Source organism: Pseudomonas sp. MCal1 (genome assembly GCF_026341415.1).
Classification (GTDB): Bacteria; Pseudomonadota; Gammaproteobacteria; order Pseudomonadales; family Pseudomonadaceae; genus Aquipseudomonas.
This window is the reverse complement of sequence record NZ_JAKUMP010000014.1, coordinates 72,060-85,294: the sequence shown is the minus strand read 5'-3', so window position 1 is coordinate 85,294 and position 13,235 is coordinate 72,060. Positions and strand designations below refer to the sequence as shown.

General features: G+C 60.6%; 13 protein-coding genes. 9 read left to right on the top strand and 4 right to left on the bottom strand.

Going from position 1 to position 13,235, the window contains the following annotated elements; genetic code table 11:
• Nucleotides 1-10: 10 nt before the first annotated feature.
• Genes rsmB through def form a run of 3 tightly spaced genes read right to left on the bottom strand, consistent with a single transcriptional unit; the run spans nucleotide 11 to nucleotide 2,840 of the window.
• Nucleotides 11-1,321 carry a 16S rRNA (cytosine(967)-C(5))-methyltransferase RsmB gene (gene rsmB / locus MKZ87_RS22430; RefSeq protein WP_234206188.1) on the bottom strand — a complete coding sequence of 437 codons (1,311 nt, stop codon included), beginning with the start codon at nucleotides 1,319-1,321 and terminating at the stop codon, nucleotides 11-13.
• Complete coding sequence (gene fmt, locus MKZ87_RS22425) at nucleotides 1,318-2,277, bottom strand: methionyl-tRNA formyltransferase (protein WP_085702239.1); 960 nt, start codon at nucleotides 2,275-2,277, stop codon at nucleotides 1,318-1,320. Before fmt ends, rsmB begins: the two co-directional genes overlap by 4 nt.
• Before the next feature lie 56 nt (nucleotides 2,278-2,333).
• A complete protein-coding gene (gene def / locus MKZ87_RS22420) occupies nucleotides 2,334-2,840 on the bottom strand; it encodes a peptide deformylase (protein WP_266202004.1) in 507 nt (168 codons plus the stop codon).
• A gap of 169 nt (nucleotides 2,841-3,009) precedes the next feature.
• On the opposite strand from def, the gene MKZ87_RS22415 reads away from it, so the two are divergent.
• The 8 genes from MKZ87_RS22415 (at nucleotide 3,010) to MKZ87_RS22380 (ending at nucleotide 11,163) form a co-directional block, all read left to right on the top strand.
• A complete protein-coding gene (locus MKZ87_RS22415; protein WP_085696603.1) occupies nucleotides 3,010-4,035 on the top strand; it encodes a LysM peptidoglycan-binding domain-containing protein in 1,026 nt (341 codons plus the stop codon).
• 79 nt (nucleotides 4,036-4,114) lie between these two features.
• Nucleotides 4,115-5,215, top strand: a complete 1,101-nt coding sequence (gene dprA / locus MKZ87_RS22410; RefSeq protein ID WP_266202003.1) for a DNA-processing protein DprA — start codon at nucleotides 4,115-4,117, stop codon at nucleotides 5,213-5,215.
• 54 nt (nucleotides 5,216-5,269) lie between these two features.
• Nucleotides 5,270-5,827 (top strand): L-threonylcarbamoyladenylate synthase, encoded by a 558-nt coding sequence (locus tag MKZ87_RS22405; RefSeq protein WP_085696600.1) that lies wholly within the window; start codon nucleotides 5,270-5,272, stop codon nucleotides 5,825-5,827.
• 271 nt (nucleotides 5,828-6,098) lie between these two features.
• Nucleotides 6,099-6,770 (top strand): hypothetical protein, encoded by a 672-nt coding sequence (locus MKZ87_RS22400; protein ID WP_085696599.1) that lies wholly within the window; start codon nucleotides 6,099-6,101, stop codon nucleotides 6,768-6,770.
• The gene (locus MKZ87_RS22395; RefSeq protein ID WP_266202002.1) at nucleotides 6,748-7,482 is read left to right on the top strand and encodes an iron-containing redox enzyme family protein; all 735 of its coding nucleotides are present in this window, start codon (nucleotides 6,748-6,750) and stop codon (nucleotides 7,480-7,482) included. Before MKZ87_RS22400 ends, MKZ87_RS22395 begins: the two co-directional genes overlap by 23 nt.
• Before the next feature lie 42 nt (nucleotides 7,483-7,524).
• Nucleotides 7,525-8,619 carry a DUF3419 family protein gene (locus MKZ87_RS22390; RefSeq protein WP_266202001.1) on the top strand — a complete coding sequence of 365 codons (1,095 nt, stop codon included), beginning with the start codon at nucleotides 7,525-7,527 and terminating at the stop codon, nucleotides 8,617-8,619.
• On the top strand, nucleotides 8,616-9,884 hold the full coding sequence (locus MKZ87_RS22385; protein WP_085696594.1) for an aminotransferase class I/II-fold pyridoxal phosphate-dependent enzyme: 1,269 nt from the start codon (nucleotides 8,616-8,618) through the stop codon (nucleotides 9,882-9,884). Before MKZ87_RS22390 ends, MKZ87_RS22385 begins: the two co-directional genes overlap by 4 nt.
• Entirely contained in the window at nucleotides 9,874-11,163 is a 1,290-nt protein-coding gene (locus MKZ87_RS22380; RefSeq protein ID WP_266202000.1) for a phenylacetate--CoA ligase family protein, read from the top strand. The genes MKZ87_RS22385 and MKZ87_RS22380 overlap by 11 nt, the downstream gene beginning before the upstream one ends.
• A gap of 23 nt (nucleotides 11,164-11,186) precedes the next feature.
• On the opposite strand, the gene MKZ87_RS22375 is transcribed toward MKZ87_RS22380, so the two are convergent.
• A complete protein-coding gene (locus MKZ87_RS22375) occupies nucleotides 11,187-12,164 on the bottom strand; it encodes an NADPH:quinone reductase (protein WP_266201999.1) in 978 nt (325 codons plus the stop codon).
• A 147-nt stretch (nucleotides 12,165-12,311) separates the two neighbouring features.
• Between MKZ87_RS22375 and hemF the strand changes: the two genes are divergently transcribed.
• Nucleotides 12,312-13,226, top strand: coding sequence for an oxygen-dependent coproporphyrinogen oxidase (gene hemF, locus MKZ87_RS22370; RefSeq protein ID WP_266201998.1), 915 nt, complete (start codon nucleotides 12,312-12,314; stop codon nucleotides 13,224-13,226).
• Nucleotides 13,227-13,235: the final 9 nt, after the last annotated feature.

Below are 13,235 nucleotides of genomic sequence, written 5' to 3'. Positions count from 1 at the left end.
TTGAATCCGTTTAGCCGCGCGCGGCAGCGATCTTGATCAGCTTGGCGTAGTAGAACCCGTCATGCCCGCCCTGCTGGGCCAGCAATTGGCGACCATGGGGCTGCTTGATCCCGGCGGCGGTGGCCAGATCCAGCTCCCGTGCGCCCGGCGTACGCTCAAGGAAAGCGCCGATCACCTCGGTGTTCTCGGTCGGCAAGGTCGAGCAGGTGGCGTAGAGCAGGATGCCGCCCACTTCGAGGGTTTTCCACATCGCGTCGAGCAACTCGCCTTGCAGTTGTGCGAGGGCGGCGATGTCGTCGGCCTGACGGGTCAACTTGATGTCCGGATGGCGGCGGATCACGCCGGTGGCCGAGCACGGCGCGTCGAGCAGGATGCGCTGGAACGGTTTGCCGTCCCACCACGCTGCCGTGTCGCGACCGTCGGCGGCGATCAGTTCGGCGTTCAGACCGAGGCGCTCGAGGTTTTCCTTCACTCGCACCAGCCGTTTGGCTTCCAGGTCCACTGCCACCACGCCGGTCAGTGCCGGTTCGGCTTCGAGGATGTGGCACGTCTTGCCGCCCGGCGCGCAGCAAGCGTCCAGTACTCGCTGGCCTGGCGCGAGGTCGAGCAGATCGGCAGCCAGTTGCGCGGCTTCGTCCTGCACGCTGATCCAGCCTTCGGCGAAGCCCGGCAGGCTGCGTACATCAGCGGCGGCGTCGAGAACGATGCCGTCGCGGCTGAAGGTGCACGGCTGCGCGGCGATACCTGCTTCAGTCAGCAATCCGAGGTACGTGTCACGGCTGTGATGACGGCGGTTGACCCGCAGGATCATCGGCGGATGCGCGTTGTTCGCCTCGCAAATGGCTTCCCATTGTTCAGGCCAGAAGGCCTTGAGGGATTTTTGCAGCCAGCGCGGATGAGCGGTGCGAACCACCGGATCGCGTTCCAGTTCGGCGAAGATCGCCTCATGTTCGCGCTGGGCATTGCGCAGCACGGCGTTGAGCAGACCTTTGGCCCACGGCTTTTTCAGCTTGTCGGCGCAACCGACGGTTTCGCCGATGGCGGCGTGCGGCGGGACGCGGGTGTAAAGCAGTTGATAGAGACCGACCAGCAGCAGCGCCTCGACATCGGCGTCCGCAGTCTTGAACGGTTTCTGCAGCAGTTTTTCCGCCAGCGCCGACAAACGTGGCTGCCAGCGGGCGGTGCCGAACGCCAGGTCCTGGGTGAAACCGCGATCGCGATCTTCGACCTTGTCCAGCTGCGTCGGCAGAGAACTGTTGAGCGAAGCCTTGCCGCTCAGGACGGCGGCGAGTGCCTTGGCGGCGGCCAGACGCGGGTTCATGGCGCGTCCACCGTTGCGCCCAGCACGGTGCCGGTGGCGAATTTCTCACGACGGCTGTTGAACAGATCGCTGAAGTTCAGCGCCTTGCCGCCGGGCAATTGCAGGCGGGTCAGGCACAGCGCCTGTTCGCCACAGGCGACGAGCAGACCGTCCTTGCTGGCGCCGAGGATGGTGCCCGGTGCGCCTTTGCCTTCGGCCAGTGTCGCCGCCAGCACTTTAAGTGCTTCGCCGTTGAGCGTGCTGTGGGTGATCGGCCATGGATTGAAGGCGCGGACCAGACGTTCCAGCTCGACGGCCGGACGGCTCCAGTCGATGCGCGCTTCGTCCTTGTTCAGTTTGTGCGCGTAGGTGGCGAGGTCGTCGTTCTGCACTTCGCCTTCCAGGGTGCCAGCGGCCAGACCGGCAATCGCCTGCACCACGGCGGGCGGGCCCATTTCGGCGAGGCGATCGTGGAGGCTGCCGCCAGTGTCTTCGGCGCTGATCGGGGTGACGACCTTGAGCAGCATCGGCCCGGTATCGAGGCCGGCTTCCATGCGCATCACGGTCACGCCGCTTTCAGCGTCGCCTGCTTCGACGGCACGCTGGATCGGCGCCGCACCGCGCCAGCGCGGCAGCAGCGAGGCGTGACTGTTGATGCAACCCAGACGCGGAATATCCAGCACCGCTTGCGGCAGGATCAGGCCGTAGGCGACCACCACCATCAAATCCGGTTTCAGCGCCGCGAGCTCGGCCTGAGCGTCGGCGTTGCGCAGGGTCGGCGGCTGCAACACCTGGATATTGTTTTCCAGGGCGAGCTGTTTGACCGGGCTCGGCATCAGTTTTTGCCCACGACCGGCCGGGCGATCCGGTTGGGTGTAGACCGCAACGATCTCGTAAGGGCTGTCCAGCAGGGCCTTGAGGTGTTCGGCGGCGAATTCCGGGGTGCCGGCAAAAACGATGCGCAGTGGCTCAGTCATGGGGGAGTCTCATAAAAAGAAAAAGGCTTGCCGCAGCAAGCCTTTGGAGAGGGGCATCAAGCGTTCTGGCGGTGCTGCTTTTCCAGTTTCTTCTTGATCCGGTCGCGTTTGAGCGTGGACAGGTAATCGACGAACAACTTGCCGTTGAGGTGGTCGCATTCGTGCTGGATGCACACCGCGAGCAGACCTTCGGCGATCAGTTCGTAAGGCTGGCCGTCACGGTCCAGAGCCTTGATCCTGACCTTCTGCGGGCGGTCGACGTTTTCGTAGAAACCCGGCACCGAGAGGCAGCCTTCCTGGTATTGCTCCATTTCGTCGGTCAGCGATTCGAACTCGGGGTTGATGAACACCCGGGGTTCGGTGCGGTCTTCGGAAAGGTCCATCACGACGATACGTTTGTGCACGTTGACCTGGGTCGCGGCAAGGCCGATGCCCGGCGCTTCATACATTGTTTCAAACATGTCATCGACCAGCTGACGCACTTCGTCGTCCACTACAGCCACAGGTTTGGCGATAGTGCGCAGACGCGGGTCCGGAAATTCGAGGATGTTCAAAATGGCCATAAGCTTGATTGCTGCACGTGTGAGGTAAAGTCGGGCGATGGCCTGGCGGGTCCGAAGATGCAGGCTACCGTTGTGAAACGTAGCTCCCTGATTTTCAGCATAGAGCAGGGAGCGAGCCACGGGGGCTCTGGCGTTTCACGCGAACGCACATAATAAAGGGATTCACCGCATGAGGAAATCACTACTCGCCCTGCTGTTTCTGGCCTCGGCCGGCGCCGCGCACGGGCAAGTGCAACTCAAGGAAGGTTTTCCACAGCAATACACGGTGGTTTCGGGGGATACGCTCTGGGACATCTCCGGTAAATATTTGCGCGAACCCTGGCAGTGGCCGCAACTGTGGCAGGCCAATCCGCAGATCGAAAACCCCAATCTGATCTATCCCGGCGACACGCTGACGCTCAGCTACGTCAACGGCCAGCCGCGTCTGACCGTCAATCGCGGCGAGTCGCGCGGCACCATCAAGTTGTCGCCGCGCATCCGCACCAGTCCGGTCGCGGAGGCGATTCCGAGCATTCCGCTCAAATCGATCAACAGCTTTCTGCTGAGCAACCGCATCGTCGACAAGGTCGAGGACTTCGACAAGGCGCCGTACATCGTCGCCGGCGATGCCGAACGGGTGCTCAGCGGCACTGGCGACCGGATCTTCGCCCGTGGCCATTTCGACCCGAGCCAGTCGGTCTACGGCATCTTCCGTCAGGGCAAGGTCTATACCGATCCGCAGAGCAAGGAGTTTCTGGGGATCAACGCCGACGACATCGGCGGCGGTGAAATCGTTGCCACTGAAGGCGATGTCGCCACCCTCGCTCTGCAACGCACGACCCAGGAAGTACGCCTCGGCGACCGTTTGTTCAGCGGCGAAGAGCGTTCGATCAACTCGACCTTCATGCCCAGCGCGCCCGCCGCCGACATCAACGGCCTGATCATCGATGTGCCGCGCGGCGTCACGCAGATCGGCGCGATGGACGTGGTGACCCTGAACAAAGGCAAACGCGACGGCCTGGCGGAGGGCAACGTCCTGGTGGTGATGAAAACCGGGGAAACCGTACGTGACCGCATCACCGGCCAGCCGCTGAAAATCCCCGATGAACGCGCCGGATTGCTGATGGTGTTCCGCACCTACGACAAACTCAGTTACGGCCTCGTGCTGAACGCATCGCGCTCGCTGGCGGTGCTGGACAAGGTGCGAAATCCTTAGCTGGCTTCACAAGTTACCAACAGAGTTATCCACAGCTTGTTCCGAAAGGTTCGGGCCTTATAACGATCAAGGATGATCCATGATGATGCCTGATTCGTCGCCGGTTTCCCCGGCGGAACTGGAAGCGCGCCTGCGCCTGCACCGCTTGCCGGAAATCGGTCCCAAGCGTTTTACCAAACTGCTCGAAGCTTTCGGCTCGGCCTCGAAGGCGATCAGTGCGCCCGCCAGCGCCTGGCGCTCGTTGGGTTTGCCGATGGCTTGCGCCGAGGCCCGACGCTGCCCTGACGTTCGCGACGGTGCCAGTCATGCATTGCGCTGGCTAGAGCGTCCGGATCAACATTTGCTGATGTGGGATCACCCGGATTACCCAGCCTTGCTGGCGCAGATTCCCGACCCGCCACCCTTGCTGTTCGTCGCTGGCGACCCCCGGATTCTGGAAAAACCGCAACTGGCGATGGTCGGCAGTCGCCGCGCTTCCCGTCCGGGCATGGACACTGCCGCTGCATTTTCCCGCAGCCTGGCCGGCGCCGGTTTTGTCATCACCAGTGGCCTGGCGCTGGGCATTGATGCGGCCGCGCATCAAGCCGCCGTCGACGTCGGCGGGCAAACGGTCGGTGTGCTTGGTACGGGGCTGGAAAACTTTTATCCACAGCGCAACCGTCGGTTGGCGGACGCGATGATTGCGTCCGGCAGTGCAGTGCTTTCGGAATTTCCTCTGGACGTCGGGCCAACGCCGGGCAACTTCCCCAGACGCAACCGGATCATCAGCGGTTTGTCCCTCGGCGTGCTGGTGGTCGAGGCCAGTGTCGCCAGCGGTTCTTTAATCACCGCGCGGCTGGCCGCGGAACAGGGGCGCGAGGTGTACGCCATTCCGGGTTCGATCCACCATCCCGGCGCCCGGGGCTGTCATCAACTGATCCGTGACGGGGCGGTGCTGGTGGAAACCATCGAGCACATTCTCGAAGCCTTGCGCGGCTGGCAACATCTGCCGGTATCCACCGCCGCAGCGAATCCGCAGAACCCGTTGCTGCGTCTGTTGCACGCCGCCCCGCACACCAGCGAGAGCCTGGCTGACAGCATTGGCTGGGCGCTTCCGAAAGTGCTGGCGGCGCTGACCGAACTGGAGATGGATGGTAGCGCCGTGTGCGAAAACGGCCGCTGGTTTGCGCGCATAAGCTAGGTTTTACATTGAAGATCGGTAAACTGCGCGAAACCTGTTTGCGGAGAGTTTTTCATGGTCAACAGTTGGCGGGTGCAACAAGCCGCACGAGAGATTCGCGCCGGGGCGGTGATTGCCTATCCAACCGAAGCCGTCTGGGGGCTGGGGTGCGATCCTTGGAATGAAGAAGCGGTGGATCGTCTGTTGGCGATCAAGAACCGTTCGGTGGACAAGGGCTTGATCCTGGTCGCCGACAACATTCGTCAGTTCGATTTTCTGTTCGAGGATTTCCCCCAGGACTGGATCGATCGCATGGCCAGCACTTGGCCGGGCCCGAACACCTGGCTGGTGCCGCACCAGAACCTGCTGCCGGAATGGGTGACCGGAGTGCATGACACCGTGGCATTGCGAGTCAGCGATCATCCGCAGGTGCGGGATCTGTGCTCGCTGGTGGGGCCGTTGATTTCGACGTCGGCGAATCCGCAGGGGCGGCCGGCAGCGAAAAGTCGCTTGCGGGTCGAGCAGTATTTCCGTGGTCAGGTCGATCTGGTGCTCGGCGGAGCGCTGGGCGGTCGCAAGAACCCGAGCCTGATTCGGGATCTGGCCACTGGCAATATCGTGCGCCCGGGCTGATATCACCCCTGATTAATTTCGTGAGTACTCCTCGGCTTTAATGGCGAGGGGTACTACGCTTGCCCGCGATTTTTCCCTCATGTAGCTGTAGTTATAGTCCGGTTTTTTGTTCGATTTTTTCCCTTCTACGTCAGATGAATCCGTAAGTATTCAATTGTTGTAATTTTTCCGACGTTATTCTCAGAAGCCACACAGTGGCGATTTTTCTAAAACCATTCATTATTTCAATGCGCTCAGAAAACTTCGAAAAGTTAACGGCTGCGGAGAAGAAATGGATATCAGGGATTCGCAATTAACGGATTATTTTCAGGAGATTCAGACGACCTTTAAAAGGCGTCATGAAAACTATCGCATCGTTATTCTTGAAGCAGGATCGGATACACGAGAGTTTGAACGGTTTGTTTCCCGTCATTTCAGGTTGCGATTGCAACACTACATGCTGACACCCAAAGCCAGATTACTTGAAACACGTCTGGCGATTATCTCGCGCAGTACCCACTTTTTGTTGTATCAGCACGACAGGCCCACGGCGGTATTGCGCGTGACCCCCGGGCCGTTCGAATGGGCTTCACTGACGCAGCAGCAACTATCCCCTGCCACGACGCTGTCGCGCCATGTCGAGTTCAGCCGCTTGATCAGCCACTCGCAAACGCAGTTCCCCGTGTCGATCAACGGCCTGCTGGCGGCTGCCACGGAATGGGCGATCAAGCGGGGTTATGAAGGGGTCACCGCGCTCTGCCGATCACCGCAACGGCGATTGTTCCAGCGTTTCGGCCTGACGCCCATTACCACCGACGCCCTGCGCATCGAACAGCGCCAGCGCGGCGATTACTGGCTGCTCTCGGCTCAATGGCCGCAAATCCTCACAGCACTTCAACAGTCTGCCCACCTGCTCGCCAACCCATTGGAGAACCCGGTTGATGAACTCGCCTCTCAGTTTTGAACAACAACTAAGCCTGCTCGATGAGCGAATCGAAAAGACATGGGCCGATATTCTGGAAAGTTCGCGACTGATAAAAGCCATACGTGACGGCAGTGTTTCAAAAGCCTTGTACGCGATCTACATGATCCAGACTTTTCACTACACGGCACACAATGCACGAAATCAGGGATTGGTCGGAGTCCGACATGCGGATAATCCGGTGTATGCCAAGTTTTGCTTTGAACATGCGGCACAAGAAGTCGGCCATGAAAAAATGGCGCTGCATGATGTCATGAGTCTTGGTTTGAAGAATGAGGTGTTCGATATTCCGCCTGCACTTCCAGCTACGGATGTATTGATCGCCTACTTATACTGGATTTCCTTTACCGGTAATCCGCTACAACGGCTTGGTTATAGTTATTGGGCAGAGAACGCTTACCAGTTCATTACTCCGTTGATTAACAGCCTGAGTGAAGTTCTGGAACTGAAGCCCGCTCAGCTGACGTTCTTCATTGCGCATTCCGACATTGATGTCGAGCACTTCAATGAAATCAAACTCATGCTGCAACGCACCTGCAAGCGACAGGAAGACTGGGATGCGATCAGCACTGTCATGGAAACCAGCCTGCGTCTGACCGGCAACATGCTCGAGGCGGTTTATGAGCAGTTCGAGGCCTGGCAAAACGGGCTGGCGCCTCGCTATGACTTTCTTCACGCCGTGGACAACCAATGAAGTCTGGCCGCCCTTGTTCCAATCAGACGGCTGGAGGCAGACATGGCTGATTATTTCGACCGGCTCAACTACACGCTGGGGGATGAAGACACTGCACTCGAGTACGCGATCCTGCCCAGACATGCCGGGCACGTGCTGGGTATTGCCGGATGCGGCGGCCGGATGTTGCCGTTGCTGGCCGCCGCTCCGTCACGCATGACCTGTACCGACATCAGTGCGCCGCAACTGGCGTTCAGCCGGTTGCGTTTTGCCCTGCTGGAACAGACCGATCACGAGTCGTTCATGGCGTTCATGGGCTATCGAATGGAAAGTCTGAGGTCGCAACGCCAATCCATTTTCCAGCAACTGGTATTACTGCCGGCGGATCGTCGCTGGTTGTCCGCGCTGTTCCAGTCCCGGCACTGGGAAGCGCCGATTTACATGGGTGCATTCGAGCAAACCTTGAAGCGGTTGGCGAGGATCACCGGACTGTTTACCGGCAAGGCTGGCCGAGGCATTTTTCATTCAAGCCGGCTTGACGAACAGACGGAATATTACCGAAACCGCTTTCCACTCAAGCGCTGGAAAGCCGTGGTCGCTTTGCTGGGGAACGCAGCAGTGCTCAATTCGCTGCTGTACAAGGGCGCGTTTCCACCCAACAACCTGGGGATCAGTTCACGCGCGGCGTATCTGGAAATTTTTCATACGTTGTTCACCACTCAGGTGGTCCGCGAAAGCTTTTTCCTGCAAATGCTGTTTTTCGGTGAGCTGCGTTATCCACAAGGCTTTCCGCTGGAGTGCGATCCGGCAATTTTCCAGCGGGCCCGCGAGGGACTTCAGCAGTGCGAGTTACGCGTGGTGCAGGCCGACATCCTCGACTGTGCCGCCGGGGAAACAGCCATCGATTTCGTATCGCTGTCGGACGTGCCTTCCTTCATGTCCGCAGCGGCCGGCAAGAACGTTTTACAGCGCCTGGCACCGTCCCTGTCGGAAAACGCACAGGTGGTCATGCGGGGGCATTTGCATGTGGTGCGACCCGATTGCGCAGGTTTCTGCGATATCACCCAGCAGTACCAGGCAGACATTGCGCGAGAAAAAACCCAGCTCTGGCGAGTCCAGGTCTATCGCCGTACTCCCTCTTTGCAGGTATCCCGATGAACACTTTTCAACCGACCGTCAATTGGGTCAAAAACCGTGTCCGGCAAGCGCGTGACGATCAGCAGCAATTGTTCGATGCCGGACTCAATGGCCTGAAATTGGCCAAACGTGAAGGCAAAGAGATCGAACTCGAGAGTGGCGAACGGCTGACCGAGTTTCTTTCCTGCTCTTATCTGGGACTGGAGTGTGACCCCCGCTTGATTCAAGGGGCGGTGAGCGCCTCGGAGTCCTTCGGCGTGCAGTTCGCCGCCGCACGAACCCGAGCGCTGTTGCCGCCCATGCGTGAACTGGATGAACTGCTGAACCGGATATTTCAGGGACATACAGTCACCTTCAACTCGGTGGGCAGTGCGCATCTTGGCTGTTTGCCGCTGCTCGGCTCCGGCGAGATGCCCTCGTATCCCATGCGTCGAGGCCCTTGCTGGATTGTTGACCGTGCCGCTCACGCTTCGATGCAAGTGCTGCAAGGCATTCTCTGGCAGTTCGGGCCGATCCAGCGCCGTGACTGCAGCGATATAGAACAGGTGGAGGAAGCGTGTTCAACGGCCGTCGCAGCGGGTAATACGCCTATCATTCTGACGGACAGCATCGGCTCGATGCGCGGTGTGTACCCGGTCAGTCGCCTGCTGCAACTGGCGGAGCGTTTCGACGGTTATCTCTATGCGGATGACGCCCACGGTACCTCGATCCATGGTTTCGCCGGAGGTGGTTACGCGCTGGACGCGGCGGGTGACCGATATCGTGGCCGGTTGATACTCCTGTCATCGCTGTCCAAGGCGTTCGGTGCAACCGGCGGGGCAATCACTGTGCGCACCGAAGCCGATGCCGAAATAATTCGGCGCCATGCGTCGACCTATACGTTTGGCGGGCCACTGTCTGTTGGCGGAGTGGGCGCGGCAGTTGCCTCGGGGAAAATTCATTTGTCGCCGGAGTTGGGGCAATTGCAGGTGGCGTTGTGGAAAAATATCGCCACGATCGACCGTTTGCTGGGGCCAGTGTTGGGTAATCATCACGTCGCGTCCCCCATTCGATTCGTCCGCGTCGGGGCCGAGAGAGATGCGATCAGCCTGGCGCAGCATTTGCGTCGGCAGGGCATGGCGGTTACTACCGCGCTGTTTCCGGTGGTGGCGAAGGGCGAGGCAATTTTGCGTCTGGCCATCAGCGCGAGCCACAGTCAGCGCCAGCTGGAATGTCTGGCGAACGCCGTCCGTAGCGGATTCGATGAGCTGGGTATTCGTCAGGGAAGGCGCGGCAATGAGCAATGAATCGATAACGGATATATCGGCCGAGGCCTTCGCTCGCAAATTGGCTCACGCGCGTTCGCTGCCTTGGTTCCTTGCGTTGTACCCGCGAATCCTGGAAGTGCAGGGATTGGCCGATCAGCATCGGTTGCCGGTTCTGGCGGTGGAAGACGAGTTCGGCGGGGCCCTGTTTTCCGCGCTCGGTGACGCTTCTCATCGAGCACCGGGCGGTGGACTGACCCTGACCTCGGGAGGCAGTACCGGCAGTCGCAAACAGATCACCCATTCCTGGGCGTTCAACGCTGCAATCGTGCACTTGGGGGCACGGATGTTCGGTGCGATGGACGAACGCCCTGAGGTGGTCATCAACTGCCTGACTGCCGGAGAAATGCAGGGAGCGTTCCAATACGCGTCAGCCATCGTCCAGCACATTGGCGCACGCTTGTTGCCTGCCGGTTCACAAATGGGCGTGGAACGCATCGCCGAGCTGATTGAGGCACACAAGGCCGATGCGTTGATATGCACTCCCTCCTTCGCCGCCGCGTTGTTCAATCATGACGCAGCCCGGTTGGGCACCCTGAAGTGGCTTTATTACATCGGAGAACCCTGCAGTAAAACGCTGCGCGACCAGTTGGCCCGGGACTGGCCGATGCTCAATATTCGCTCGTTGGGCTACAGCTCGACGGAGACCGGCCCCATCGGTTTTCAGTGTGCCCATCTGGAGCATGGCTTTTATCATCTGCATGCCGACGCCATGCTGCTCGAAGTGGTTGATCCTCTGACCCTGAACGCTATGGCTGAAGAGCAAACCGGTGAGTTTCTGCTGACGCCACTGCTGCCCGATCACGTGCCGCTGTTGCGCTACCGGATCGGGGATCGTGGGCGAATCCTGCGCACAGGGACGACGTGTGCCTGTGGCAGCTCCCTGCCGGTGCTGGCGCTGGAGGGGCGGGTCGAGACTTCGATCAAACTGGGTGGCGCGCTCGTCACTCAGTCACAGGTATTGCACGTACTCCGGCAACTTTTACCGCAGTTGCAGGCCACCGATGTCCAGGTGCAGATTGATCGACAGCCCGAGGGCGCACGCATGCGTCTGGTCCTCGCTGAGGACACACTGACAGCCGACACCCGAAGCGTCATTGAAGGTGCGTTGCAGGTCGAAGGGCAGGCCGGCGCATTGCTCAGGCTGCCCGGGGTGTTGGGGCTGGAGGTGAAGCGTCTTGCCCGTCAGGAATTCGAAACCACCCTGGCCGGCAAGACGCCGTTTTTTGTGACGCTGGAACAGACCCCGGCACTGTCATGACGATATGCAGAGGCCATCGGCGGTCAGGGCAGCAGGACAGTGGAGCCCGTGGTGCGCCGCGCGGACAGCTCGGTTTGCGCTTTCGCCGCGTCAGCCAGCGGATAACGCTGGCTGATATCCACTTTCAGCTTGCCGCTGGCGATCATCCCGAACAGCTCGTCGGCCATGCGCTGCAGGTTCTCGGCGTTGTTGGCGTAGGTCGCCAGGGTCGGCCGGGTGACGTACAACGAGCCTTTCGCCGCCAGAATCCCCAGATTCACGCCGTCCACCGCGCCCGACGCATTGCCGAAGCTCACCAGCAAGCCACGGGGCGCCACGCTGTCCAGCGAGGCCAGCCAGGTGTCCTTGCCGACGCCGTCGTAGACGACCGGGACTTTTTTCCCGTCGGTCAATTCCAGCACCCGTTGGGCAACGTTTTCGTGGCTGTAGTCGATGGTTTCCCAGGCGCCATGGGCCTTGGCCAGATCGGCTTTGGCTTGCGAGCTGACGGTGCCGATCAGCTTCACGCCCAGGGCCTTGGCCCATTGGCAGGCGAGCAAGCCGACGCCGCCGGCCGCTGCGTGGAACAAAATGGTTTCGCCACCCTTGAGTTCATAGGTCTGGCGCAGCAGGTATTGCACGGTCAGGCCCTTGAGCATCACGCCAGCGGCGGTTTCGAAGCTGATGGCGTCCGGCAGGTGCACCAGATTAGCTTCCGGCAGGACGTGGACATCGCTGTACGCGCCCAGCGGGCCGCTGCCATAAGCCACACGATCACCGACCTTGAACCGGGTGACCTCGCTGCCCACCGCCTCGACGATGCCGGCGCCTTCCGCACCTACGCCCGACGGCAAGGCCGGTGGCGTGTACAGACCGCTGCGGTAGTAGGTATCGATGAAGTTCAGGCCGATGGCCTTGTTGCTCACGCGAACCTGCTGCGGACCGGGTTCGGCGGGTTGATAGTCAACGTACTCGAGCACTTCGGGGCCGCCGTGGGCGCGGAACTGGATTCGCTTGGCCATCTGCCTACTCCTTGGGTGATTCGGGAAGGCCCCTATCGAACGCTCATGCTTGATCTTCGTCAACTGCGGCGTGCCGGTTTGCGATGGTATGCTACGCGCCCATTTGCGCGGGGGGCCGCGCAGTTCCGCCCGATCCAAGGTGAAGCCATGACGACCCGCACCGACGCCGTAAAGGCCTATCTGCTCGACCTGCAAGACCGCATCTGCGCCGCGCTGGAAACTGAAGACGGCGGCACGCGCTTCGTCGAAGACGCCTGGACCCGTCCGGCCGGCGGTGGCGGTCGAACCCGAGTGATCGAGAACGGTACGGTGATCGAAAAGGGCGGCGTCAACTTTTCCCACGTATTCGGCAGTGGCCTGCCACCGTCTGCCAGCGCCCATCGTCCGGAACTTGCCGGGCGTGGTTTCGAAGCCCTCGGCGTGTCGCTGGTGATCCACCCGCACAACCCGCATGTGCCGACGTCCCACGCCAACGTGCGCTTTTTCATCGCCGAGAAGGAAGGTGAAGAACCGGTCTGGTGGTTCGGCGGTGGCTTCGACCTGACCCCTTACTACGGCAACGAAGAAGACTGCATCCACTGGCACCGCGTCGCCGAACAGGCCTGCGCGCCGTTCGGTCCGGACGTCTACCCGCGCTACAAGGCCTGGTGCGACACCTATTTCCACATCAGGCATCGCCACGAGCCGCGTGGCATCGGCGGCCTGTTCTTCGACGACCTGAACGAGTGGGACTTCGACACCAGTTTCGCCTTCATGCGCGCCATCGGCGATGCGTACATCGACGCTTACCTGCCGATCGTGCAGCGCCGCAAGAACGACGCCTTCACCGCCAAGCAGCGCGAGTTCCAGGAATTCCGTCGCGGCCGCTACGTCGAGTTCAACCTGGTTTACGACCGTGGCACCCTGTTCGGCCTGCAATCGGGCGGGCGCACCGAATCGATCCTGATGTCGCTGCCGCCGCAAGTGCGCTGGGCCTACGACTGGAAAGCCGAGCCGGGCAGCGAAGAAGCGCGCCTGACCGAGTACTTCCTGCAAGACCGCGACTGGCTGGCTCAGGCCTGAGGACTTCTG